This window comes from Curvibacter sp. EU05-FHT14A10 (assembly GCF_058791075.1).
Genome location: NZ_JBYTDE010000003.1, coordinates 182,025 through 206,256, shown reverse-complemented (window position 1 = coordinate 206,256; position 24,232 = coordinate 182,025). Strand labels below are relative to the sequence as shown.

Sequence of the window (24,232 nt, the reverse complement as noted above, 5' to 3'; positions counted from 1 at the left end):
GTCACTCACTCCAGGTCAGGTTTTCTTGGGTTTGGGGTCGCTGCCGTAACGGTCCATCAGGGCCTGCTGGACACCGTGGGCCACATCCCCCAACGGAGCAACCCGCTGGTAGACGCCATCGGAACCCAAAGTCCAGGCATCGCGGTCGTCGCACAGGTAGCCGACCAGGCATTCGTCAATGATGCGTTGGCGCAGTTCAGGATCATGGACGGGCCATGACACCTCGACCCGGCGCAGCATGTTGCGGTTCATCCAGTCGGCGCTGGACAGGTAGAGATGCTCTTGCTCGCCCATGCGGTAATAGAAGACCCGGGAATGCTCCAGAAAGCGCCCGATGATGGAACGCACCCGGATGTTGTCGGTCTGCCCCGGGACGCCCGCGGGCAACATGCAGGCGCCGCGGATGATCAGGTCGATGCGGGCCCCGCGCTGGCCCGCCTCGATGAGTGCGCGGATCAGGGGCTCGTCGGTCAAGGCGTTCATCTTGGCGACGATGCGCCCGCCTTCGCCTCGCTCGGCCGCCAGGCCCACCTGGCGAATGGCCTCCAGGGTCTTGGCGTGCAGATGGAAGGGTGCCACCCACAGGTGCTTGAGGCGAGGCAGGCGGTTCTGGCTGGCCAGATGAGAGAACACCTGATCCATCTCGGAGGTCAGATCCGGGTTGGCCGTGAGGTAACTCAGGTCGGTGTAGAGGCGCGCGGTGCGGGGGTTGTAGTTGCCCGTGGAGAGGTGCCCATAGCGGCGCAGCACACGGCCCTCGCGACGGGTCACGAGCAGCATCTTGGCGTGGGTCTTGAGGCCGACCACCCCGTAGACCACCTGGGCGCCGATGGACTCAAGTGCCTCGGCCCAGTTGATGTTGGCCTCTTCGTCAAAACGGGCCTTCAGTTCGACCACGGCCGTCACTTCCTTGCCGCGGCGCACCCCTTCGCGCAACAGCTCCATCAACTCTGAATCAGACCCGGTGCGGTAGATGGTTTGCTTGATGGCCAGCACCTGAGGGTCGTTGACGGCCTCGCGCAAAAAGCCCAGCACGCCGTCAAAGCTCTCAAAGGGCTGGTGGATCAGCACATCCCGCTGCGCCACCTGCTCAAAAATCGAGGTGCCATGCTGCAACTGACGCGGCAGTGCGGCCTTCCAGGCCGGAAACAGCAGCGAGGGCTCGGTCATCAGATCGATGAGCTGCGTCAGGCGAACCAGGTTGACCGGACCGTGCACACGGTAGAGCGCCCCCACCGGCAGACTGAACTGGGACAGCAGGAAGTCGGACAGGAATTTGGAGCAACCAGCCGACACCTCAAGCCGCACGGCCTGGCCGTAGTTGCGGTGCTCCAGGCCCTGGCGCAGCGCGGCACGCAAGTCACGCACATCTTCTTCATCAAAGGCCAGGTCGGAGTGGCGCGTGACCCGGAACTGCGAGAACTCGGTCACTTCGCGGCCGGCAAACAGATCGTGCAGATGCGCCCGGATGACGCTGGACAGGCTGACGAAGCTGACCCCCTTGCCCGCCACCCGGGCCGGCATGCGGATGACCCGGGGCAGCACCCGAGGCACCTTGACGATGGCCACTTCGTTCTCGCGCCCAAAGGCGTCCTGGCCGCGCAGGCGCACAATGAAATTGAGTGACTTGTTGGCCACCTGGGGGAACGGGTGCGCGGGGTCCAGCCCCACCGGCACCAGCAGGGGGCGCACCTCGCGCTCGAAGTAATCGTGCACCCAGCGGCGTTGCTCGGCATTGCGATCGCCGTGCGAAACGATGCGGATGCCCAGGCGCCCCAGCGCGGGCGTCAACTGGTCGTTGTAGAGCTTGTACTGGCGTTCGACCAGGTCATGGGCACGCTCCGACAGGGCCTCAAACGAGTTGCTGCTGTAGGTGCCGCGCGGATCGCGCAATTGCAGGGCAATCAGGTGAGGCGCCACACGCACCTCGAAAAACTCGTCGAGGTTGGACGACACGATGCACAGAAAACGAAGCCGCTCCAGCAGCGGCACATCGCTGCGGCGGGCCCAGTCCAGCACACGGTCGTTGAAGGCCAGGATGCTGTGATCGCGATCCAGCAAAGGGAACGGCTGCACCGTGTCGGGCACGGTAGGTTCGGATGGGGATGACGTAGCGGAGATGGACAAGCAAAAAACCTCAGACAAGCATGCCGGCTGACGCCGGGTGGCGGCACTCAGACGGAAGGCAACCCGCCGACCCGGCAGGGCAGGAACAGGTCGCCAACATTATTCATACCGAGGTCGGTCTTTTGATGACAAATGCATGACAAGTCGATTTTCGACCGATGGGTTCCACTTTATCAATAGAGGGCCGACTCAGACACTGAGCGCCTTGATCGCCGTCCCGTGCGGCTGGCCCAGGCTCGGGTTCCAGTGCACCAATTCGAGTCGACCATCAAAGTGCTCGACCAAGGCCGTGTGGCTTTCCACCCAATCGCCATCGTTGCAGTACAGCGTGCCCTGGATGGTGCGCATTTCGGCCCGGTGGATGTGCCCGCACACCACCCCATCGAGACCGCGGCGCCGCGCCTCGGTGGCCACGGCCACCTCGAAGTCCATCACGTAATTCAACGCTTTCTTGACCTTGCCCTTGAGGTAGGCCGAGAGGGACCAGTAAGGCAGACCCAGCCGGCCCCGCAGGTTGTTGAGGTGCCGGTTCAGGCGCAGCAGCAATTCATAGAGGTTGTCGCCCAGGTAGGCAAGCCACTTGGCACACTGGATCACACCATCGAAATGATCGCCATGGATGACCCAGAGGCGGCGGCCGTCCAAGGTGGTGTGGATGGCCTGCTCGACCACCTCGATGCCCCCAAAGGAATGCCCGACAAAGCCGCGGGCAAACTCGTCGTGGTTGCCCGGAATGAAGATGATCTGACACCCCTTGCGGGCCCGTCGCAACAGCTTCTGCACCACGTCGTTGTGAGCCTGGGGCCAGAACCAGCGGCGGCGCAACTGCCAACCGTCAATGATGTCCCCCACCAGATACAGGGTGTCGCTGGGGTGGTGCTTGAGGAAGTCGAGCAGTGCCTCGGCCTGGCAGCCCGGGGTGCCCAGGTGCAGGTCGGAGATGAACACGGCTCGCACCCGGTTGCGCCCCTCGTCCCCGCCCGGATCCGTCTCGGCTTCAGTGGGTGGGCCCTGAGTGGCCCACTGGTTCAGCGCCTCGAAGCTGGTTCTCATCAGACACCCAGAAAGTGCTTGCGGTAGCGTGACGGCAGGTCGGAGATGCGCATGAGCATGGGCAGATCGGCGGTGTTGAAGTCAGGGTCCCAGGCGGGTGCACCCAGCACTTTGGCCCCCAGGCGCAGGTAGCCCTTGATCAGCGCTGGCGGCTCGATCTGCAGGCTGTCGTCGAGTTGCTCGACCGGCAAGGCCAGGCGAGGCAGCACGTGGTACTCGATGGGGGCCAGGTGCGTGTCACGCAGTTGGCGCCAGATGCTGGCCGCTGCGTCGCCACTGACCACACCGTTGTGCAGCATGGGAATGCTGGCACAGCCGATCATGGTGTCGAGTTGGTTGCGCACCATGAACTCGGCCAAAGCGCCCCACAAAGCCATGATCACGCCGCCCTGGCGGTGCTCGGGGTGCACGCAGCTGCGGCCCAGCTCGACCATGCGCGAGCGCAGCATGCGCAGGCGGGTCAGGTCGAACTCCATGTCGCTGTAGGTGCTGCCGATGCGCTTGGCCTGGACCGGGGTCAGCACACGGTAGGTTCCGATCACCTTGCCACTGTGCTGCTCACGCACCAGCAGATGCTCGCAGTAGTCGTCGAACAAATCCACGTCGTGACCGGGCACCGAGGTGGCCAGACGGGCGCCCATCTCACCGGCGAAGATGTCGAACCTCAGGCGCTGGGCTTCACGCACTTCGTCAAGGTGTCGCGCCCACGAAACCTGAATACCCCCGCGCCCAGTTGACGCATCCGCAGCGCCGTGCGGGCGCTCAGCTGAGTGGTCGCCTCGATGAAGCGACCCCCGAGGCAAGGCAATCGGCGACAGCGGGAAGGTCGGGTTGGGCAACTCTTTCATCGTGGGCTCCTGGGCGACTGACAGGCGGGGCTGCACCTGGTCAGCCGCACACCGAATGCTGAAAGGGGCCGCCACCCAACGTGGCCTACCCCACCGTTGCAAGCTCGGCGCCGCGCCGGATCACACCAGGACGAGGACAGCCAGCTGCTCTGGGGGGAAGTCTCTTCAGCCGCGATGACCGGGTCATGTCATGGGCATGGCAAAACCGTGACACTGCCCTGCCCCGGGTGCCCATGAAGCCCTGTGGGCTGACGGTCTTCTCAGCAGGGTGAACGGCATAATCAACCCAGTTCACCTACGCACCTTGCCGCCATGCCCTCCGTGAAACCCTGGACTGCAGCACTGCTGACCTTCCTGCTTTCCATGGCGGCCTCCGTGGCCTTGGTCCAGGTTTTGCAAAGCCACGAGCGAAGCGAAGCCATCGCACGCTTGTCCGACCTGGCCAATGACCATGCCCAGGCCGTGCAGCGCGCACTGGAACAGGCACTGGCCGCCAACTACGCCTTGGCCGCGCTGGTGCAGCAAAGCCACGGCAATGTGAGTCAGTTCGATGCGGCAGGGGAGATGCTGCTCAAATTTCATCCCGGGGTCACCATGCTGGGGCTCGGGCCCGGGGGGCGGATCAGTCAAGTGCTCCCCCTGGCGGGCAATGAGCGTGCGATCGGCTTCAACCCGCTGGAAGACCCGCTGCAACGCGATGAAGCGCTGCGGGCCCGGCAGGCCAAGCAGCTCAGCATGGCCGGTCCCCTGAAGCTGGTTCAAGGTGGGGTGGGTGTCGTGGGGCGCCTGCCCGTGTTCTTGCCCGACGGCACAGGCCAGGACAGTTTCTGGGGTTTCACCAACGTGACCATTCGACTGGACCCCGTCTTGAACCAGGCCCAACTGCCCCGTTTGAGCGAACGCGGCTTTGTCTACCAACTGTGGCGGACCGCACCCGACACCGGCGCCAGACAGGTGATCGCCGAAGGCGGCCACGGCTTGCTGGATCAGCCCGTCGAGCGGACGATTGCACTGCCCAATGCCGAATGGCACCTCAGCGTCAGTCCGGCTGACGGCTGGACCTCCCCCCTGAACCACTTGGTTCATGGACTGGGTGCGACCCTGGTCTCGATGCTGCTGGGGTACCTGGTGTATCTGGTGGCACGCCAGAGGCTGCAGGAGCGCTGGCTGGAGACCCAGGTTGCCACCCGCACGGCCGAAATCGAAGCCGCACAACAGCATCTGCAGGCCACGCTGCAGGCCGTACCCGACCCCATGTTCGAGTTCGACCTGGAAGGCCTGTGCCTGGGGGCGCAGGTGCCCGTCTATGGCACCGGCGTTCTTCACACCGAACTGGTGGTAGGCCGCCCCCTGCAGGAGACCCTTGATGCCGAAGCCAGCAAAGAGGTGATGAGCGCGCTGGATGAAGCCCATCGACTGGGATGGTCGGGGGGTCGTCTGTTCGTGCTGCACCATGAGGACGGCCCCCATGAATTCGAACTGTCTGTGGCCCGATCAGCCGTGTCTGCAGGGGCCATGCCGAGGTTCGTGGCAGTGGTGCGAGACGTCACACGACGGCAGATGGACCAGGAGATGCTGCGCCTGACCGCCAAGGTATTCGAACTCAGCAGCGACGCCTTCGTCGTGACCGATGCGCACGAACACATCATGATGGTCAATCAGGCGTTCTGCACCTTGACCGGATTTGAACGCCAGGAGGTGCTTGGCAGACCCGCCAAGTTGCTCGCCGCGCACCGTGAGGACGACCGCTTCGTGCACCTGGTACGCACCGCCATTCACCAGCACGGCCATTGGGAAGGCGAGGCCTGGAACCAGCGCAAGGACCGCAGCCGCTACCTGCAGTGGCTGTCCGTGAGCAGTCTGGTGTCGCCCCAAGGCCAGACCAGCCACTACATCGCGGCCTTTCGTGACATCACCCTGCAAAAGCAATCTGAAGAACGCATCCGGAGCCTGGCCTATTTTGACCCCCTCACTGGGCTGCCCAACCGGACCTTGCTCCAGGAGCGAAGCCAGGCGGCCTTGAACACGGCCCAGCGCACCGGCCAGGGTTTCGCCGTCTTCTTCCTGGACATTGATCATTTCAAGAACGTGAACGACTCCCTGGGCCACGGAGTCGGGGATCAGCTGCTGCTTGAATTCGCCCGCCGCTTGCACGATCTGGTGACCGAACCAGACACCGTGGCTCGCCTGGGAGGGGATGAGTTCGTGTTGCTGATTGGCCAGGCGCAGGCACCCGAGGCCCAGAAATTGGCCCAGGCAGTGCTGGATCTGGCGACCGAGGCTTTCATGGCAGGAGGGCATGAGCTCAACGTGACCTTGTCGATTGGCGTGGCCCTGTTCCCGCAACACGGCACCGATTTCCAGGCGCTGCAGCAGCGGGCGGACGCTGCCATGTACCGTGCCAAGCGCAGCGGCCGAAACCAGTATTGCCTGTTCACCGATGCGATCCAGGCCGACGCCAATCGGGTCCTGGTGCTGGAGAACGCCTTGCGACGGGCCCAGGAGCGCGGACAGTTGAGCTTGCACTACCAACCCCAGCTCGACCTGAACACCGGTGCGGTGGTGGGCGCTGAAGCCTTGATGCGTTGGAACCACCCGGAGCTGGGGGCTGTTTCGCCAGCCGAGTTCATTCCGATTGCAGAAGACACCGGCCTGATTCTGGGATTGGGGGAATGGGTGCTGCGCACCGCACTGGGCCAGTTGCGGCAATGGGTCGATCAGGGCCTGCCGCCATTGACCCTGGCCGTGAATGTGTCCGCCGTGCAGTTCCGTCAGTCCCAGCTCCCTGATTTGGTCAAGCGGCTGGTCGACGAAGCGGGCGTTGCCCCTGATCTGGTGGGACTCGAACTGACCGAGGGTGTCGCGCTGGAGGATCCTACCGGGGCCAGCCAGATCATGGACCGATTGCATGCGCAAGGCATCCGGCTGCTGATCGATGACTTTGGCACAGGCTACTCGTCACTCAGCCAGCTCAAGCGCTTCCAGGTGAGCACGCTCAAGATTGACCGCTCCTTCATCAACGATCTGCAGAACAACCCCGAGGACCGGGCCCTGGTGCGGGCCATCATCAGCATGGCACAGGCCCTGGACATGGTGACCCTGGCAGAAGGGGTGGAAAGCGCTTGGCAAATGGACTTCTTGCGCCAAGAGGGGTGCCAGGAAATCCAGGGCTTTCACTTCAGTCGCCCCTTGCCGGCCCACGAATTCGAGACCTTTGTCAGGCAACACCACCAGGCACTGCTGGCCACCGCCGCCTGAACCAGGGGGCATGACCATGGGCAGGCCTGCCGGCTCAGCCAGCCCGCGCGGCGTCGGCCATCTGATGGGCCAGCGAGCTGGCCAGGCTGGCATCGCGGGCCTCCACCATCACGCGCAGCAGCGGCTCTGTGCCACTGGGGCGGATCAACACCCGCCCCTGCCCCGCCAAAGCGGCCTCCGCCTGGGCAATGGCCTGCTTGAGCAAAGCGTTGTCCTGCCAGGTCTGGCCCGGGCGCAGACGGACGTTGACCAGGGTCTGCGGGAACAAGGTCACGGGTGCCAGCCACTGCGCCAGGGTGCGACCACCACGCACGCAGGCCTGCAGTACCTGCAAGGCACTGATGAGACCGTCGCCCGTGGTATGGCGATCCAGGGCCAGCAGGTGTCCGGAACCCTCGCCACCCAGGGTCCAGCCTCTTTGCTCAAGCTGTTCGAGCACATAGCGGTCACCCACCTTGGCCCGAACAAAATCAACGCCGTGTTCACGCAGCGCCAACTCCACCGCCATGTTGGTCATCAAGGTACCGACAACACCAGGCACTGGCAGGCCCCGCTCCAGTCGGTCCATGGCAAACAGGTAAAGCAGTTCATCGCCGTTGTAGAGCCGCCCGGTCGCATCGACCATCTGCAGGCGATCGGCATCCCCATCCAGCGCCACGCCGAGATCGGCCTGGTTGGCCCGGACAGATCGCACCAGGGCATCCGGGTGGGTGGCACCGACTTCGTGATTGATGTTCAGGCCGTCGGGGTTGCACCCCAGCGCAATCACCTCGGCGCCCAGCTCATGAAACACCTTGGGGGCGATGTGGTAAGCCGCACCGTGGGCAGCGTCCACCACGATGCGCAAGCCCTTGAGCGTGAGTTCGTTGGGAAAGGTGCTCTTGCAGAACTCGATGTAGCGACCGGCCGCATCGTCGAGACGCCGAGTCTTGCCCAGCGAAGCCGAGTCCACCCAGACGGGGGCTTCCTGCAGGGCGGCTTCCACATCCAGCTCCCAGGCATCGGGTAGCTTGGCGCCCTGGGCACTGAAGAACTTGATGCCATTGTCCTGAAACGGATTGTGGCTGGCACTGATGACCACGCCCAGGCTGGCGCGCTGGGCGCGGGTCAGATACGCCACGCCGGGCGTCGGCAGAGGGCCCAGCAACACCACGTCAACCCCGGCCGAATTGAAGCCGGATTCCAGTGCGCTCTCCAGCATGTAACCTGAAATGCGGGTGTCCTTGCCGATCAGCACGGTGGGACGGCTTTCGGTTTGGCGCAGAACCCGACCCACGGCATGGGCGAGTCGCAACACAAAGTCAGGGGTGATGGGCGCCTGGCCCACCGTGCCTCGGATACCGTCGGTGCCGAAATACTGTCGTGTCATGTCAATCCCTCGTCTGGCCCGGTGAATCTCAGGCCGCTTGTTGAATGCTTGGTTTCTCGGCATCGCGAACCGCCTGCCACACCTGCAAGGCGGCCCGGGTCTCCCGCACATCGTGCACTCGCACCACACGGGCCCCCCGGTCCACGGCGAGCACGGCCGCCGTGGTACTCGGCACCAGGCGCTGCTCCACCGGCAATTGGGTCACGGCCCCCAGCGACGACTTGCGCGACCAGCCCGCCAGCCAGGGCAGACCCAGCACATCCAGCTCACTTTGGCGGGCCAGCAGAGCAAAATTCTGCGCCACGGTCTTGCCGAAGCCGACTCCGGCGTCCAGCACCACCCGCTCGGGGTCCACCCCCGATGCGAGCAGGCGATCGAGCTCTTGTCGCAAAAAGGCGTTCACGGCAGGAACGACGTCGCCTTCCAGAGGTTCCAGCTGCATGGTCTGAGGGTCGCGGTGCATGTGCATCAGACAGACCCCGCAGCGCGGATGGCGGGCCACGACCTCACGTGCACCGGCCTGCCGCAAGGCCCAGATGTCGTTGATGACATCGGCACCCAGGTCCAGCACGGCCTGCATCACCTCGGGCTTGTAGGTATCGACCGACACCGGCACGCCCAGGCGCACTGCGTCCTGTACCACGGGCAGCACACGGGCCAATTCATCCTCCAGCGACACCGCCGGGCTGCCCGGACGCGTGGACTCACCACCGATGTCCAGCAGATCTGCCCCTTGGGCCAGCAGTTGCTCGGCATGCCGCAAGGCCTGAACAGCCGTGGCGTGGTGACCGCCATCGGAGAAGGAGTCGGGGGTGACGTTGACGATGCCCATCACCTGCGGGCGGCTGAGGTCGATCCGAAAACGCGAAGTCTGCCAAAACATCCAAAAAAACCGATCCGAAATAGGCAACGGGGCCAGTCAAGGCCCCGTTGAGGAGAGACGCCCTGGGCGTCGATCAAGGTCAGCGCCCGGGACTCAGGCTGCCGTCGGTGCTGCCGGAGCCGCCTCGGTGTTGACGGCTGGGGTACCACCGCCACCGCCATCACCACCGGTGGGGGTGCGGGGCGTCCAGTCCTTGGGAGGACGGGGGGCCTTGCCAGCCATGATGTCGTCAAGTTGCTCACCGTCGATGGTCTCCCACTCCAGCAAGGCCTTGGCCATGGCGTGCATCTTGTCGCTGTGCTCTTCGATCAGGCTGCGCGCAAGCGCGTACTGCTGGTCGATGATGCGACGCACTTCAGAGTCGACCTTTTGCATGGTCTGCTCGCTCATGTTGGTGGTCTTGGTCACCGAGCGGCCCAGGAACACTTCGCCTTCGTTCTCGGCATAGACCATCGGGCCCAGCGATTCGGTCATGCCGTAGCGCATCACCATGTCGCGGGCAATCTGAGTGGCACGCTCAAAGTCATTGGAAGCGCCGGTGGTCATCTGGTTCATGAACACTTCTTCGGCAATCCGGCCACCGAACAACATGCTGATCTGGTTGAGCATGTAGTCGCGGTCGTAGCTGTAGCGGTCTTGCGCCGGCAGGCTCATGGTCACGCCCAGCGCACGGCCGCGCGGGATGATGGTGACCTTGTGCACCGGATCGCACTTGGGCAGCAGCTTGCCGATCAAGGCGTGGCCCGACTCGTGGTAGGCCGTGTTGCGGCGCTCTTCCTCGGGCATGACCATGCTCTTGCGCTCGGGGCCCATGAGGATCTTGTCCTTGGCCTTTTCAAAGTCTTGCATTTCAACAGTGCGCGCATTGCGGCGGGCAGCCATCAGGGCAGCTTCGTTGCACAGGTTGGCCAGGTCGGCACCGCTCATGCCGGGCGTGCCACGGGCAATGATGCCGGGGTTCACGTCCTGACCAATGGGCACCTTGCGCATGTGCACATTGAGGATCTGTTCACGGCCGCGGATGTCGGGCAGGGTGACGTAGACCTGACGGTCGAAACGGCCCGGACGCAACAAGGCAGCGTCCAGGATGTCAGGGCGGTTGGTGGCAGCCACCACGATCACGCCGAGGTTGGTCTCAAAACCATCCATCTCGACCAGCATCTGGTTGAGGGTCTGTTCGCGCTCGTCGTTACCGCCGCCCAGCCCGGCGCCGCGCTGGCGTCCGACCGCATCGATTTCATCGATGAAGATGATGCAGGGCGCGTTCTTCTTGGCGTTCTCGAACATGTCGCGCACGCGGGCTGCGCCCACGCCAACGAACATTTCCACGAAATCAGAGCCCGAAATGCTGAAGAAAGGCACCTTGGCTTCGCCAGCAATCGACTTGGCCAGCAAGGTCTTGCCGGTACCCGGAGGGCCCACCAGCAGGAGGCCACGGGGAATGCGCCCACCCAGCTTCTGGAACTTCTGCGGGTCCTTCAAGAAGTCGACCACCTCTTTGACTTCTTCCTTGGCTTCGTCGCAACCGGCCACATCGGCAAAGGTGACCTGGTTGTTGTTCTCGTCGAGCATGCGGGCCTTGCTCTTGCCGAAGCTGAAAGCGCCGCCCTTGCCACCACCTTGCATCTGACGCATGAAATAAACCCACACGCCGATCAGCAACAGCATGGGGCCCCAGCTGACCAGCAGGGTCATGAGCAGGGAGCCCTCTTCGCGCGGCTTGACGTCGAACTTGACGTTGTTGTTGATGAGGTCACCCACCAGACCGCGATCGAGGTAGGTGGCGGTGGTGCGCAGTTTGCGGTCGTCGGTGGTGACGGCCACGATCTCAGTACCACCCTGGCCTTCTTGGATGGTGGCGCTCTTGATGCGGTTGCCACGCACTTCCTCGAGGAAATCGGAGTACCCGACATAGCCCGCACCCGAACCACCACGCGAGTCGAACTGCTTGAAAACAGTGAACAGCACCATGGCAATCACGAGCCAGACGGCAATTTTCGAAAACCACTGATTATTCAAGCGGGGCTCCAGAAGCGTAAGTCAACGAGGGAAACGTGGGGCCCATTTTAGGCCTTTCAAGTCGTCAGGGGATCTGATTTCTCGATTGCAGCCATAGGGCAAACAAGGGTTTTGACGCAGGAAGCCCTGATTTTCTTGATCTGACTCACGGTTTGCCTGGGTTCTTCAGCCCCATGCCGATCAGAAAGGTCTCCGACGATTTGTCGCGCGAGGACTTGGGCTTGAGCGGCTTGACCACCTTGAAGGTCTCTTTGAACAATTGCACCAGTTGGGTGTAGCCGCTGCCATGGAATACCTTGGTGACCAACGCGCCCTCAGGCTTCAGGTGGTTCTGTGCGAAGTCGATCGCCAGCTCGATCAGATGGGCAATTCTGGCGGCATCGACGTTCTCGACACCCGACAGGTTGGGTGCCATGTCGGACACCACCACATCGATCGGTCGCCCCTGCACCACAGATTCGAGTTGCGCCAGCACCTCGGCTTCACGGAAGTCACCCTGAATGAAAATGACCCCTTCGATCGGATCCATGGGCAGCAGGTCGAGCGCAATGATGGCGCCATTGAGCTCGCCCACGGCGGCACCCGCCGGCGACAGCTTGCGTCGCACGTACTGACTCCAGGCCCCCGGCGTGGAACCCAGATCCACCACCAGGTGGCCTGGCTTGATCAAGCCCAGTGCTTCATCGATTTCCTTGAGTTTGTAGGCCGCACGGGCCCGATAGCCGTCGCGTGCAGCCTGCTTCACGTAGGGGTCGTTGACATGGTCGTTCAACCATGCCTTGTTGACCTTTTTGCTCTTCGTTTTGATCTTCATGTTTCCTTGCCGGCGGCCTGGCCGCCAGGTCACCCTGGTTCTAGGGGCGGCCAAGCCCGATAATACGGCCATGCCCCAAATTCAACTTACACCCGCCGAGCGCCGGGAACAACGGGCCAACGCCCACCACCTCGATCCCGTCGTGCTCATCGGGAGCGATGGTCTCACCCCTGCCGTCCAGAAAGAAGTGGACGCCGCCCTGAATGCCCACGGCCTGATCAAGGTCCGGGTGTTCTCGGACGACCGAGCCAACCGCGAACAGATTTACCAGACCCTGGCCAATGACCTGGGTGCCGCCCCGGTGCAGCACATCGGCAAGCTGCTGGTGCTGTGGCGCCCGCAAGCCGAAAAGCAACGCCCCGAGGACGAAGACCGCATGCCAGGTCCGCGCGACGTCAAGGTGCTGAAATACAGCAAGCGCGCAGGCCACAAGCCTGAGGTCAAGACGCTTCGCGTGCTCGGCAACCAGCGCCTGACGGCGGGTGGTGTGGTCAAGCGCGCCAAGCCCAAGCAGAAGTCGATCAAGAAACGCCAGGCCGACTGAACGCATGAGCCCGGTACCCGACACGGCGATCACCTACAACGGTGATCGCCACGTCATCTGCATGAAATGGGGCACGAAATACGGCCCCGAATACGTCAACCGGCTTTACGCCATGGTGCGCCGCCACCTCAGCGGCCCCTTCAATTTTGTCTGCCTGACAGACGATGCCACCGGCATACGACCCGAGGTCCAGTGCCTGCCCATTCCTGCCCTGAACCTGCCAGCCGGCATTCCCGAACGGGGCTGGACCAAGCTGGCCACGTTCAGTGCCGACCTGCACGGCTTGAACGGCACCGCCCTCTTCCTCGATGTGGACGTGGTCATCACGGGCTCGCTGGATGCGTTTTTCACCCAGCCTGGCGAGTTCCTGATCATCCATGACTACAAACGCCCTTGGCGCATCACAGGCAATTCGTCGGTGTACCGCTTTCAACTGGGGGCTCATCCGGACGTATTGGCGTACTTCAGAGACCATTTCGATCAGATTCGCCAACAGTTCCGCAACGAGCAGGCCTATCTGTCGGATTTTCTGCATCGACAGGGCAAGCTGGCCTATTGGCCTGCCGATTGGTGCCCCAGCTTCAAGTACCACTGCATCCCCGCTTGGCCCAGCAACTACTGGAAAGCCCCTTTTGTGCCCCAGGGCGCGCGTGTGGTGATCTTTCACGGTGAATGCAACCCCCCGGATGCCCTGGCAGGCCGACGCAACCGCCGCTTCCGTCACATCCAGCCCGCCACCTGGGTGGCCGATCACTGGCACGAGTAAAAGCCCTGCAAGCCACCCCTTCAGGCGGCTTGCCGGTGCGACTCACCCGCGACGCCACTGAGGCGCCACAACAGCAGTCCGACCCATACCCACTGCAACAAATACAGGCCACTGCCCAATGAATGCCACAGCTTGAGGTTGTCCCGGGCCACGATGTGTGGCGCCACGCCAAACTCAGACAGCAAGGCACACAGCATGGCTGCCAGCACAAAGCCCAGCCATGTCGTCGGCCACACCGGGGCCGAGGCATCTTGATCGGCTGATGGACGCAAGAACATCAGCAACAACAAGCCACAGACCGTCCCAACCCAGGTTTGAGCCGTGAACAGATGGGCGGCCATGCCCCCGGCTACCGCAGGGGCGCCCAACTTGGCAAACAGCAAGGGCACCACCATGAAGCCGACGGCACTCAGGCTGCCCCACCACAGGCCTGCCACCAGGATCGGCAGGCGCGCCCGGAGTCGCTGACGCCAGGTGCTGGTCACAGGTAATGCACCGCCACCACTTCGTAGCGCTTGATGCCGCCCGGGGCCTGCACCTCGGCCACATCGCCTTCTTCCTTGCCGATCAAGGCACGAGCGATCGGGCTGGAGACATTGATCAGGCCTTGCTTGAGATCGGCCTCATCCTCACCCACGATCTGGTACTTCACGGCGTCACCGGTGGCCTCGTCTTCCAGCTCAACGGTGGAGCCGAACACCACACGGCCGCCTGCATCGAGGGCCGACGGATCGATGATCTGCGCCGCCGACAGCTTGCCTTCGACTTCCTGAATCCGGCCTTCGATAAAGCCTTGACGGTCTTTGGCAGCTTCGTACTCGGCGTTTTCGCTCAAGTCGCCCTGGGCGCGCGCCTCGGCGATGGCATTGATGACCCAGGGACGGTCGACAGTCTTGAGGCGATGCAGCTCTTCCTTGAGCTTTTCAGCGCCACGCTTGGTGATGGGGATGGTAGCCATGGGGTTACTCCGTCATTTTTTCTTCGAAGTCTGCCTTGCTGACACGGCAGGCTGGCAGGGCACAAAAGCAAACCGCCGCACGTTGCCGCGCGGCGGTTTCATTTCAGCGGTGGATTATGCCGCGATTAGAGCGGTGAACTCAGGCAGCCGTCAATTGCGCATGCAACTCTTGCACCGAGTACACGTCCAGGTTGTCCATGTACTTCATGCCCTCGACGGCCGCCTCGGCACCCGCAATGGTGGTGAAGGTGGTGACACGGGCCAGCAAGGAGCTGGTGCGGATCTGACGCGAATCAGCGATGGCGTTGCGACGCTCTTCAACCGTGTTGATGACCAGGGCAATCTCGTTGTTCTTGATCATGTCGACGATGTGAGGACGGCCTTCGGTGACCTTGTTCACCGTCACACAGGCCACGCCTGCGGCGGTGATGGCCGCCGCGGTGCCCTTGGTGGCCACCAGCTCGAAGCCTTGCGCCACCAGTTGACGGGCCACTTCGACGGCACGCGCCTTGTCATTGTTCTTCACGGTCAGGAAAGCCTTGCCCGAGCGCGGCAGCTTGGTGCCGGCACCCAGCTGGCTCTTGACGAAGGCTTCGCCGAAGGTCTTGCCCACGCCCATGACCTCGCCGGTGGACTTCATCTCCGGCCCGAGGATGGTGTCCACACCCGGGAACTTGACGAAGGGGAACACCGCTTCCTTGACGCTGAAATACGGCGGTGTGACCTCTTCGGTGACGCCTTGGGAGGCCAGGGTCTGACCGGCCATGCAACGAGCAGCCACCTTGGCCAGCTGAATGCCGGTGGCCTTGGACACGAAGGGCACGGTGCGTGAGGCACGCGGGTTCACTTCGAGCACATAGATCACGTCCTTGCCGTCGATGTGCTGGATGGCGAACTGCACGTTCATCAAACCCACCACGTTCAGCGAGGCCGCCATGGCGCGGGTCTGACGCTTGATCTCAGCCACCGTCTCTGCGCTCAGGCTGTAGGGCGGCAGCGAGCAGGCGGAGTCACCGCTGTGCACGCCAGCCTGTTCGATGTGCTCCATCACGCCACCGATGAAGGTCTTGCCTTCAGGGTCGCGCAGGCAGTCGACATCGCATTCGATGGCGTCATTCAAGAAGCGGTCCAGCAGCACGGGCGAATCGTTGCTGACCTTGACGGCTTCGCGCATGTAGCGCTCCAGGTCGCGCTGCTCGTGCACGATTTCCATCGCACGGCCACCCAGCACGTAGCTCGGGCGCACCACCAGGGGGTAACCCAGGGCGGCCGCCTTGTCGAGGGCTTCGGCTTCGGTGCGCGCGGTGGCGTTCGGGGGCTGACGCAGACCCAGCTCTTGCAGCAGCTTCTGAAAACGTTCGCGGTCTTCGGCCGCGTCGATCATGTCAGGGCTGGTGCCGATGATGGGCACGCCCTCAGACTCCAGGCCCAGGGCCAGCTTCAGAGGGGTCTGACCACCGTACTGAACGATCACGCCGGCCGGCTTTTCCTTGTCGACGATCTCCAGCACGTCTTCCAGCGTCAGGGGCTCGAAGTACAGGCGGTCGGAGGTGTCGTAGTCGGTCGAGACGGTCTCGGGGTTGCAGTTGACCATGATGGTTTCATAGCCGTCCTCGCGCATGGCAAGGGCCGCATGGACGCAGCAGTAGTCGAACTCGATGCCCTGACCGATGCGGTTCGGGCCACCGCCCAGCACCATGATCTTCTTCTTGTTGGTGGGCTCGGCTTCGCACTCGTCTTCATAGGACGAATACAGGTAGGCCGTGTCGGTGGCAAATTCGGCGGCGCAGGTGTCCACGCGCTTGTAGACCGGGCGCACGTTCAGGGCCTTGCGGGTGTCGCGGATCGCCTTTTCAGGCACCTTGAGGAGCTTGGCCAGACGGCGGTCCGAAAAACCCTTTTTCTTCAGGCTGCGCAAGGTGCCGGCATCGATCGAGGCCAGAGCGGCATCGCCCTTCTCGGCAGCCAGCTTGTCCAGTTCGAGTTCGATCTTGACGATCTCTTCGATCTGCACCAGGAACCAGCGGTCGATCTTGGTCAGATCAAACACTTCGTCCACGCTCAAACCCATGGCAAAGGCATCGCCCACATACCAGATGCGCTCGGGGCCGGGCTCACCCAACTCTTTTTCGAGCACTTCGCGGTCTTGCGTCTTTTCGTTCATGCCGTCCACGCCGACCTCCAGGCCGCGCAGGGCCTTTTGGAACGATTCCTGGAAGGTACGACCCATGGCCATCACCTCGCCCACCGACTTCATCTGGGTGGTCAGGCGGCTGTCGGCCGTGGGGAACTTCTCGAAGGCAAAACGGGGGATCTTGGTGACCACATAGTCGATGCTGGGCTCGAAGCTGGCCGGCGTGGCGCCACCCGTGATTTCGTTGCGCAGCTCATCGAGGGTGTAGCCGACAGCCAGCTTGGCCGCCACCTTGGCAATCGGGAAGCCCGTGGCCTTGGAGGCCAGCGCCGAGGAACGAGACACCCGCGGGTTCATCTCGATCACGATCATGCGGCCATCTTTGGGGTTGACCGAGAACTGAACGTTGGAGCCGCCGGTATCCACACCGATTTCACGCAGCACCGCCAGCGAGGCGTTGCGCATGATCTGGTATTCCTTGTCGGTCAGCGTCTGGGCGGGTGCCACAGTGATCGAGTCACCGGTGTGGACGCCCATGGGGTCCAGGTTCTCGATCGAGCACACGATGATGCAGTTGTCCGCCTTGTCGCGGACCACTTCCATCTCGTACTCTTTCCAGCCCAACAACGATTCTTCGATCAGCAGCTCATTGGTCGGAGAGGCTTCCAGACCGCGCTTGCAAATGATTTCGAACTCTTCAGCGTTGTAGGCAATGCCGCCACCCGTGCCCCCCAGCGTGAAGCTGGGGCGGATCACGGTGGGGAAGCCCACGGACTTCTGCACCGCCCAGGCTTCGTCCATGCTGTGGGCGATGCCTGAACGGGCCGAACCCAGACCGATCTTGGTCATGGCGTCCTTGAACTTCAGGCGGTCCTCAGCCTTGTCGATGGCCTCGGGCGTGGCGCCGATGAGCTCCACCTTGTACTTGTCGAGCACACCGTTGTGCCACAGGTCCAGGGCGCAATTCAGAGCGGTCTGCCCCCCCATGGTCGGCAGGATCGCGTCAGGGCGCTCCTTGGCGATGATCTTTTCGACCGTCTGCCAGGTGATGGGCTCGATGTAGGTGACGTCGGCGGTGGCCGGGTCGGTCATGATCGTGGCAGGGTTGCTGTTGATCAGGATGACCTTGTAGCCCTCTTCGCGCAGGGCCTTGCAGGCCTGCACGCCAGAGTAGTCGAACTCACAGGCCTGGCCGATGATGATCGGGCCGGCGCCAATGATCAGGATGCTTTTGAGGTCTGAACGCTTAGGCATTTTTGTGTTGCTCCATCAGTGCCGTGAAGCGGTCAAAGAGGTACGAGATGTCATGCGGGCCGGGCGACGCTTCAGGGTGACCCTGGAAGCAGAAGGCCGGCTTGTCGGTGCGGGTCAAACCTTGCAGCGTGTTGTCGAACAGGCTGATGTGCGTGGCACGCAGGTTGGCCGGGAGCGTCTTTTCGTCGACGGCAAAACCGTGATTCTGGCTGGTGATGCTGACGCGACCGGTGTCGAGGTCTTTCACCGGGTGGTTGGCGCCGTGGTGACCGAACTTCATCTTGAAGGTCTTGGCGCCCGAGGCCAAGGCCATGATCTGATGCCCCAGGCAGATGCCAAAGGTCGGAATGCCGGTTTCGATCAACTCACGGGCCGCAGCAATGGCGTAGTCGCAGGGCTCCGGATCGCCGGGGCCATTGGACAGGAAGATGCCATCGGGCTGATGCTTGAGCACTTCGGATGCAGGCGTCTGCGCCGGCACCACCGTGACCTTGCAGCCGCGTTCAGCCAACATGCGCAGGATGTTCTTCTTGACACCGAAGTCGTAGGCCACGACATGGAACTTGGGCTCAGACTGCACACCGTAGCCCGCGCCCAGCTTCCACTCGGTCTGGGTCCAATCGTAGGCTGCGGGCACGGTCACCACACGGGCCAGATCCAAACCGGCCATGCTTGGGGCCCCCTGGGCGGCGGCCACCGCCTGATCGATCAGCGACTGGGTCACTTCCTGACCAGCTGCCAAGCCGACAATCGCACCGTTCTGAGCCCCCTTGCTGCGCAACAGGCGGGTCAGCTTGCGGGTGTCGATGTTGGCGATCGCCACCGTGCCTTCGCGCTGCAGGTAGGCCGACAGCGTCATGGACATGCGGAAATTGGATGCCAGCAAAGGCAAGTCTTTGATGATCAGGCCAGCGGCGTGGACTTTCTCAGCTTCGACGTCTTCCTCATTGACCCCATAGTTGCCAATGTGCGGATACGTGAGCGTCACGATCTGCTGGCAGTAGCTGGGGTCGGTGAGGATTTCCTGGTAGCCGGTGATGGCGGTGTTGAACACCACTTCACCGACCGTGGAGCCGGGGGCTCCGATCGAGTTGCCAATAAAGACCGTGCCGTCTGCGAGCGCCAGGATGGCGGGCGGGAAGCTTCCCTGTTGAGACAAAAGCACTGGGTTCTCCGGGTTGGTTACGGGTACGCCCAAGCGGATTCCGACGAGTTGCCTCTGTGGATGTGCTTTTGGAGGGAATGGCTGGAATGCGCTAGGCGTGGGTGTTGCGTGAAAGCCTCTCATTATAGCTGATCGGCGGCACAACTGACGCGAAGTTGACAACCGAGACCCATTTTGAGGTAGGTATTTTTTCGAAACCGCACCTCAAACCAAACAGCCAAACTGGCCGCCCATCAACTCTTCAAGGCAGCCAGCGCACTGGCATGCAGGCAAATGGCCGCAGCAGCTGCCACATTCAAGGACTCTTCACCCCCCGGTTGCCCGATGCGCACGGCCCATTCGGCGCGCGCCATCAGCGCCTCGCAAACGCCCTGCCCTTCGTGGCCCATGGCCCAGGCACAAGGCCAGGGCAAGGATTGATCCTGGATCAGCGCCCCCTGGTGTGAGCTGGTGACAATCAAGGGCACCTTGAGCTCAAGCACCTGCTCCAGCGCCAGGCCCTCAATCAGGTCCAGGGCGAAGTGCGCCCCCATGCCCGCTCGCAGAACCTTGGGCGACCACAAAGCCGCCGTACCCTTGACAGCCAGCACCTGCTTGAAGCCGAACGCAGCGGCGCTGCGCAGGATGGAGCCGACATTGCCCGCATCCTGTACCCGATCCAACACCACGGTCGGCACCGCACCGTTGACGGCTGACGGCACCGGCAAGGCCATCACAAAGGCCATTGGGGCGGGCGATTCAAGGCCACTAAGGTCTTTGAACAGGGCATCGGGCAGCACCAGATTTCGCGGAGCGTGAGACGCCCAGTCCGCCCCTTCGCGGCTCCAGAAGGATTCAGCGTAGACACCCAGTGCCGGGCGCAGGCCCCGCTGCAAAGCCGCGCGGGCCAGATGATCACCCTCCAGCCAGACCCGCCCCTGTTTGCGGTAGGCCGTGCTGTCCTGGGTGAGGCGACGCAACTCCTTGAGTTGCGGATTGTCACGCGAAGTGATCGGGGTGAAGTTGGCGTTCTGAGTCACAGACAGCATTGTCGCGCACCCGCCAAGGCTTGCGCCTCACGCACTGGCGCGAACGTGTGCCTGTGCTGAGGACAGGGCCCCTGCTCACGCAAGGCCGCCAGGTGCGCGGCGGTGCCATACCCCTTGTGCGAGTCAAAGCCGTAAAGCGGATACTGCTGATGGTATTGCTGGCACCACCGATCACGGTGCACCTTGGCCAAGATGGAGGCCGCCGAAATGGATGGAATCAAGGCATCGCCCTTGACCACGGCCTCAGCCAGCACATCGAGACGAGGCAGTTGATTGCCATCCACCAGCACCTTGACAGGCTTGAGTCGCAAGCCCTCCACAGCCCGGCGCATCGCCAGCAAGGTGGCCTGCAAGATGTTGAGCCTGTCGATCTCCTCCACCGAGGCTTCTGCGATCGAGCAACACAAGGCCTTGGCCCTGATTTCATCAAACAGCTTCTCCCGCCGCGCCGCGGTGAGCTTCTTGGAGTCGGCCAGCCCCTGGATCGGCCGCAGCTCATCCAGGATGACGGCTGCAGCCACCACGGGCCCCGCCAGTGGGCCACGCCCAGCCTCATCGACTCCCGCCTGCAAACCAGGGGGGTCCCAGAGCAGCGTGGATTGTTCAGCGTGCAAGAAGCTTCTCGATCGCATCGGTGGCCAGGCGAGCGGTGTCGCGTTGAAGGGTTTGGTGGAGTTGAAGAAAATGAGCCTGAAGGTCTGCGACCCTGGCTGGGCTGTCCAGCCAATCACCCACTGCCGCTGCCAGCGCCGAAGGCGTGGCCGCCTCCTGCAGCAACTCGGGCACCACGAAGTCTCGAGCCAGGATATTGGGTAGGCCCACCCAGGGCTGCAGCTTTTTACCCTTCATGATCTGCCAGCTCAACCAAGGCATGTTGTAGGCAATCACCATCGGGCGCTTGAACAGGGCGGCCTCCAGCGTCGCCGTACCACTGGCAATCAGGGTCACATCACAGGCCGCCAGCGCAGCGTGGGATTGCCCCTCCAGAATGGTCAGCATCCCCTCGGTCAGGCCCGCACGCCGCGCCGCAGCCTCCACCTCGGCTCGCAAGGCTGGCAAGGTGGGAAGCACAAAGCGAAGATCGGGGTAACGTGCCCGCAACAGACCGGCAGCCGCCATGAAACGATCCACCAGGTAGTGCACCTCGGAACGCCGGCTGCCCGGCAGCAAGGCCACGATGCGCCCATCCTGCGGCAGGCCGATTTGGCGCCGCGCTGCCGCGCGATCAGGCTCCAGCGGAATCATGTTCGCAATCGGATGCCCAACATAGGTGGCCGCAACACCATGGGCGGCCAGGAGCTCTGGCTCGAAAGGGAAAACGCACAGCACGTGATCGGCTGCGCGGCGCAACTTTTCGACCTTCTTGGCACGCCAGGCCCAAAATGAGGGACTGACGAAATGCACCGTGGGGATCCCGGCCTCGCGCAAGCGGATTTCCAGATCGAAATTGAAATCAGGGGCATCTACCCCCACGAACACATCAGGGCGGTCGGCCAGCAGGCGGTCGCCAAGGGCACGGCGCATGGCCAGCAGCTCACGCAGGTGCGGCAGCACCTCGACATAGCCCCGAACGGCCAGACGCGCCTGAGGCCACCAGGCCTCGAAGCCTCGCTGAGCCATCGCCGGCCCACCGATGCCCCGCGCAGTCAAGGCAGGCCAACGGGCCTTCAACCCATCCAGCAGCAAGGCGGCCAACAAGTCACCGGACGCCTCGCCGGTCACCATGGCGAAACGCGGATCCATGGTCACTTCGGGGTCAGCGCACGATGCCGCGGCTGGGCGGCGTCTGCTCAAGGAATTCGAGCATCATCTGCACGTCTGCCGCAGCTTCAGGATGGCTTTCGGTCAAACGCGAAATCTCGGTGCAGGCCACATCCAGCGCCAGATTGTTGCGGTACAAAAGCTTATGAATGCTCCGCACGGCAGCAATGCGTTCGGACGAGAAGCCCCTGCGGCGCAAACCTTCGAAATTCATCGAACGGGCCTGGGCCGGCTGCCCCTGAGCCATGACAAATGGCGGTAGGTCAGCAAACAACAGCGAGCACATGGCCGTCATGCAATGCGCACCAATGCGCACAAACTGGTGCGCCACGGTGAAGCCGCCCAGAATCGCCCAGTCACCGACTTCCACATGACCTGCCAGCTGCGAATTGTTGGCAAAAATGGTGTTGTTACCCACCATGCAATCGTGAGCCAAGTGGACGTAAGCCATGATCCAATTGTCATTGCCGACGCGTGTCACCCCTCCGCCACCAGGTGATCCGATGTTGAAGGTGCAAAACTCACGAATCGTATTGCGATCGCCGATGAACAGCTCGCAAGGCTCGTTGTCGTATTTTTTGTCCTGCGGAATCGCACCCAGTGAGTTGAACTGGAAGATGCGGTTATCGCAACCGATCGTGGTGTTGCCCTCGATCACGCAGTGAGCACCGATCGTGGTGCCCGCACCAATGATCACGTCCGGCCCGATGATGGTGTAAGGCCCCACCGAGACCGTGCTGTCGAGCTCGGCTGCGGGGTCCACGATGGCGGTGGAATGGATTTGGGCCATGGCGTGCTCCTGGGATTGATCAGGCAATGGTGCGCATGGTGCACATGAGTTCGGCTTCGCAGGCCACTTCTTCGCCCACGCGGGTGATGCCCTTGAACTTGAAGATGCCGGCCTTCATGCGCTCCAGCGAGACGTCCATGATCAGTTGATCACCCGGCTCGACAGGGCGTTTGAAACGCGCACCATCAATGCCGGCGAAGTAATACACCGTCTTGTCGTCAGGCGTGACACCCAGGGTGTCAAAAGCCAGCAAAGCTGCCGCCTGAGCCATGGCTTCCAGCATCAGCACACCCGGCATCACAGGGCGATGAGGGAAATGGCCCATGAAGTAGGGCTCATTGATCGACACGTTCTTCAAGGCCTTGATGGTCTTGCCCTTTTCAACCGACAGCACACGATCTACCAGCAGGATGGGATAACGGTGGGGCAGTTGCTTGAGGATTTGATGAATGTCCAACATGGGGTACTTTATGAATTCGATTCTTGTTTTAACGACTCAAGCGCCTTGATGCGTTCTCGAAGGCCGTGAAGTTGCTTGAGAGTGGCCGCATTCTTCTCCCACTGGCGGTTGTCGTCCAGAGGGAACACGCCAGTGTACTGGCCGGGCTTGAGCAATGAGCGGGTCACCACAGAGGCCGCAGAAATGTGAACATGGTCCGCCAGCGTCAGGTGCCCCAGCACCACGGCGCCGCCGCCGACGGTGCAATGCGCCCCGATGGTGGCGCTGCCCGCCACCCCCACACAACCTGCCAACGCAGAGTGCGCGCCAATGCGGACGTTGTGGCCGATCTGGATCAGATTGTCCAGCTTCACGCCATCTGCCAGCACGGTGTCGTCCAGCGCTCCGCGGTCAATGCAGGTGTTGGCACCAATCTCGACATCGTTTCCGATACGCACGGCGCCCAATTGCTCGATCTTTTCCCAGATCCCATCGACAGGTGCGAAGCCGAAACCATCTGCACCAATGACCACGCCTGGGTGAAGAATGCAGCGTTCACCAATCGAACACCCCTCGCCCACGGTGACACGGGAATAAAGCAAGGTGTCCGCACCGATGCGAGCGCCGCGCTCGATCACACACAGTGCACCGATGCGGGCCGTGGGATGAACCTCAGCCTCGGGATCGATCACTGCGCTGGGGTGAACACGCAAGGTGTTCACTGGGCGCATCGCCTGCTTCCAGAACCTGGTCAACCGCGCGAAGTACAAATAGGGCTGATCCGTGACGATGCATGCGCCGCGCTCGCGGGCCAAGTCACGAAAAGCCGGCGCCACGATCACGCAACCCGCCTTTGTCAGAGACAACTGCTGCTGGTATTTGGGGTGGCTCAGAAAACTGATGGAGTCGGCCTGCGCCGACTCCAGCGGGGAGATGCGAGCAATGCCCAGCGACGGGTCTCCGATGAGTTCGCCGCCGAGTGCCTCAACAATCTGCCCCAGATGCAGGACCATGCCTGTCAC

General features: G+C 62.7%; 20 protein-coding genes. 3 read left to right on the top strand and 17 right to left on the bottom strand.

What is annotated here, in order from left to right:
* Positions 1-15: 15 nt before the first annotated feature.
* The 3 genes from ppk1 to AC3WUT_RS06920 all read right to left on the bottom strand — a co-directional run bounded on the left by ppk1 (position 16) and on the right by AC3WUT_RS06920 (position 4,028).
* Positions 16-2,088, bottom strand: coding sequence for a polyphosphate kinase 1 (gene ppk1, locus AC3WUT_RS06930; RefSeq protein WP_492346664.1), 2,073 nt, complete (start codon positions 2,086-2,088; stop codon positions 16-18).
* Between the two features lie 228 nt (positions 2,089-2,316).
* Positions 2,317-3,180 (bottom strand): UDP-2,3-diacylglucosamine diphosphatase, encoded by an 864-nt coding sequence (locus AC3WUT_RS06925; protein WP_492346341.1) that lies wholly within the window; start codon positions 3,178-3,180, stop codon positions 2,317-2,319.
* The gene (locus tag AC3WUT_RS06920) at positions 3,180-4,028 is read right to left on the bottom strand and encodes a GNAT family N-acetyltransferase (RefSeq protein ID WP_492346340.1); all 849 of its coding nucleotides are present in this window, start codon (positions 4,026-4,028) and stop codon (positions 3,180-3,182) included. The genes AC3WUT_RS06925 and AC3WUT_RS06920 overlap by 1 nt, the downstream gene beginning before the upstream one ends.
* 312 nt (positions 4,029-4,340) lie before the next feature.
* Here AC3WUT_RS06920 and AC3WUT_RS06915 point away from each other — a divergent pair, with 312 nt between their 5' ends.
* Positions 4,341-7,286, top strand: coding sequence for a bifunctional diguanylate cyclase/phosphodiesterase (locus AC3WUT_RS06915; protein ID WP_492346339.1), 2,946 nt, complete (start codon positions 4,341-4,343; stop codon positions 7,284-7,286).
* A gap of 34 nt (positions 7,287-7,320) precedes the next feature.
* Here AC3WUT_RS06915 and glmM read toward each other — a convergent pair whose 3' ends face one another.
* The 4 genes from glmM to AC3WUT_RS06895 form a co-directional block, all read right to left on the bottom strand.
* Positions 7,321-8,655, bottom strand: coding sequence for a phosphoglucosamine mutase (gene glmM / locus AC3WUT_RS06910; protein ID WP_492346338.1), 1,335 nt, complete (start codon positions 8,653-8,655; stop codon positions 7,321-7,323).
* Positions 8,656-8,683: 28 nt separating this feature from the next.
* Positions 8,684-9,538, bottom strand: a complete 855-nt coding sequence (gene folP, locus AC3WUT_RS06905) for a dihydropteroate synthase (protein ID WP_492346337.1) — start codon at positions 9,536-9,538, stop codon at positions 8,684-8,686.
* 93 nt (positions 9,539-9,631) lie between these two features.
* On the bottom strand, positions 9,632-11,557 hold the full coding sequence (gene ftsH / locus AC3WUT_RS06900; RefSeq protein WP_492346336.1) for an ATP-dependent zinc metalloprotease FtsH: 1,926 nt from the start codon (positions 11,555-11,557) through the stop codon (positions 9,632-9,634).
* Between the two features lie 145 nt (positions 11,558-11,702).
* Complete coding sequence (locus AC3WUT_RS06895) at positions 11,703-12,371, bottom strand: RlmE family RNA methyltransferase (RefSeq protein WP_492346335.1); 669 nt, start codon at positions 12,369-12,371, stop codon at positions 11,703-11,705.
* 70 nt (positions 12,372-12,441) lie between these two features.
* On the opposite strand from AC3WUT_RS06895, the gene AC3WUT_RS06890 reads away from it, so the two are divergent.
* Positions 12,442-12,915, top strand: coding sequence for a YhbY family RNA-binding protein (locus AC3WUT_RS06890; protein ID WP_492346334.1), 474 nt, complete (start codon positions 12,442-12,444; stop codon positions 12,913-12,915).
* 4 nt (positions 12,916-12,919) lie between these two features.
* Positions 12,920-13,681: a glycosyltransferase gene (locus AC3WUT_RS06885; protein ID WP_492346333.1), complete on the top strand. Its 762-nt coding sequence runs from the start codon at positions 12,920-12,922 to the stop codon at positions 13,679-13,681.
* Between the two features lie 20 nt (positions 13,682-13,701).
* Here AC3WUT_RS06885 and AC3WUT_RS06880 read toward each other — a convergent pair whose 3' ends face one another.
* The 10 genes from AC3WUT_RS06880 to lpxD form a co-directional block, all read right to left on the bottom strand.
* Positions 13,702-14,166: a DUF4149 domain-containing protein gene (locus AC3WUT_RS06880; protein ID WP_492346332.1), complete on the bottom strand. Its 465-nt coding sequence runs from the start codon at positions 14,164-14,166 to the stop codon at positions 13,702-13,704.
* Positions 14,163-14,639 (bottom strand): transcription elongation factor GreA, encoded by a 477-nt coding sequence (greA, locus tag AC3WUT_RS06875; protein ID WP_492346331.1) that lies wholly within the window; start codon positions 14,637-14,639, stop codon positions 14,163-14,165. The genes AC3WUT_RS06880 and greA overlap by 4 nt, the downstream gene beginning before the upstream one ends.
* 139 nt (positions 14,640-14,778) lie before the next feature.
* Positions 14,779-18,027 (bottom strand): carbamoyl-phosphate synthase large subunit, encoded by a 3,249-nt coding sequence (gene carB / locus AC3WUT_RS06870; RefSeq protein WP_492346330.1) that lies wholly within the window; start codon positions 18,025-18,027, stop codon positions 14,779-14,781.
* On the bottom strand, positions 18,020-19,192 hold the full coding sequence (gene carA, locus AC3WUT_RS06865; protein WP_492346329.1) for a glutamine-hydrolyzing carbamoyl-phosphate synthase small subunit: 1,173 nt from the start codon (positions 19,190-19,192) through the stop codon (positions 18,020-18,022). The genes carB and carA overlap by 8 nt, the downstream gene beginning before the upstream one ends.
* A 233-nt stretch (positions 19,193-19,425) precedes the next feature.
* Positions 19,426-20,220, bottom strand: coding sequence for a TrmH family RNA methyltransferase (locus AC3WUT_RS06860; protein ID WP_492346328.1), 795 nt, complete (start codon positions 20,218-20,220; stop codon positions 19,426-19,428).
* Positions 20,208-20,852: a ribonuclease HII gene (rnhB, locus tag AC3WUT_RS06855; protein ID WP_492346327.1), complete on the bottom strand. Its 645-nt coding sequence runs from the start codon at positions 20,850-20,852 to the stop codon at positions 20,208-20,210. The genes AC3WUT_RS06860 and rnhB overlap by 13 nt, the downstream gene beginning before the upstream one ends.
* Positions 20,824-21,945: a lipid-A-disaccharide synthase gene (gene lpxB, locus AC3WUT_RS06850; protein WP_492346663.1), complete on the bottom strand. Its 1,122-nt coding sequence runs from the start codon at positions 21,943-21,945 to the stop codon at positions 20,824-20,826. Before lpxB ends, rnhB begins: the two co-directional genes overlap by 29 nt.
* 31 nt (positions 21,946-21,976) lie before the next feature.
* Positions 21,977-22,771, bottom strand: coding sequence for an acyl-ACP--UDP-N-acetylglucosamine O-acyltransferase (lpxA, locus tag AC3WUT_RS06845; protein WP_492346326.1), 795 nt, complete (start codon positions 22,769-22,771; stop codon positions 21,977-21,979).
* A 19-nt stretch (positions 22,772-22,790) separates the two neighbouring features.
* A complete protein-coding gene (gene fabZ / locus AC3WUT_RS06840) occupies positions 22,791-23,231 on the bottom strand; it encodes a 3-hydroxyacyl-ACP dehydratase FabZ (RefSeq protein WP_492346325.1) in 441 nt (146 codons plus the stop codon).
* A gap of 8 nt (positions 23,232-23,239) precedes the next feature.
* Entirely contained in the window at positions 23,240-24,223 is a 984-nt protein-coding gene (gene lpxD / locus AC3WUT_RS06835) for a UDP-3-O-(3-hydroxymyristoyl)glucosamine N-acyltransferase (protein ID WP_492346324.1), read from the bottom strand.
* Between the last annotated feature and the right edge of the window lie 9 nt (positions 24,224-24,232).

Bases quoted from the DNA above. Each gene is read 5' to 3' on its own strand.
- AC3WUT_RS06925 (WP_492346341.1), bottom strand. From the start codon at position 3,180: ATGAGAACCAGCTTCGAGGCGCTGAACCAGTGGGCCACTCAGGGCCCA.
- AC3WUT_RS06920 (WP_492346340.1), bottom strand. From the start codon at position 4,028: ATGAAAGAGTTGCCCAACCCGACCTTCCCGCTGTCGCCGATTGCCTTG.
- AC3WUT_RS06915 (WP_492346339.1), top strand. From the start codon at position 4,341: ATGCCCTCCGTGAAACCCTGGACTGCAGCACTGCTGACCTTCCTGCTT.
- glmM (WP_492346338.1), bottom strand. From the start codon at position 8,655: ATGACACGACAGTATTTCGGCACCGACGGTATCCGAGGCACGGTGGGC.
- folP (WP_492346337.1), bottom strand. From the start codon at position 9,538: ATGTTTTGGCAGACTTCGCGTTTTCGGATCGACCTCAGCCGCCCGCAG.
- AC3WUT_RS06895 (WP_492346335.1), bottom strand. From the start codon at position 12,371: ATGAAGATCAAAACGAAGAGCAAAAAGGTCAACAAGGCATGGTTGAAC.
- AC3WUT_RS06890 (WP_492346334.1), top strand. From the start codon at position 12,442: ATGCCCCAAATTCAACTTACACCCGCCGAGCGCCGGGAACAACGGGCC.
- AC3WUT_RS06885 (WP_492346333.1), top strand. From the start codon at position 12,920: ATGAGCCCGGTACCCGACACGGCGATCACCTACAACGGTGATCGCCAC.
- greA (WP_492346331.1), bottom strand. From the start codon at position 14,639: ATGGCTACCATCCCCATCACCAAGCGTGGCGCTGAAAAGCTCAAGGAA.
- carB (WP_492346330.1), bottom strand. From the start codon at position 18,027: ATGCCTAAGCGTTCAGACCTCAAAAGCATCCTGATCATTGGCGCCGGC.
- AC3WUT_RS06860 (WP_492346328.1), bottom strand. From the start codon at position 20,220: ATGCTGTCTGTGACTCAGAACGCCAACTTCACCCCGATCACTTCGCGT.
- rnhB (WP_492346327.1), bottom strand. From the start codon at position 20,852: ATGCGATCGAGAAGCTTCTTGCACGCTGAACAATCCACGCTGCTCTGG.
- lpxB (WP_492346663.1), bottom strand. From the start codon at position 21,945: ATGGTGACCGGCGAGGCGTCCGGTGACTTGTTGGCCGCCTTGCTGCTG.
- lpxA (WP_492346326.1), bottom strand. From the start codon at position 22,771: ATGGCCCAAATCCATTCCACCGCCATCGTGGACCCCGCAGCCGAGCTC.
- fabZ (WP_492346325.1), bottom strand. From the start codon at position 23,231: ATGTTGGACATTCATCAAATCCTCAAGCAACTGCCCCACCGTTATCCC.
- lpxD (WP_492346324.1), bottom strand. From the start codon at position 24,223: ATGGTCCTGCATCTGGGGCAGATTGTTGAGGCACTCGGCGGCGAACTC.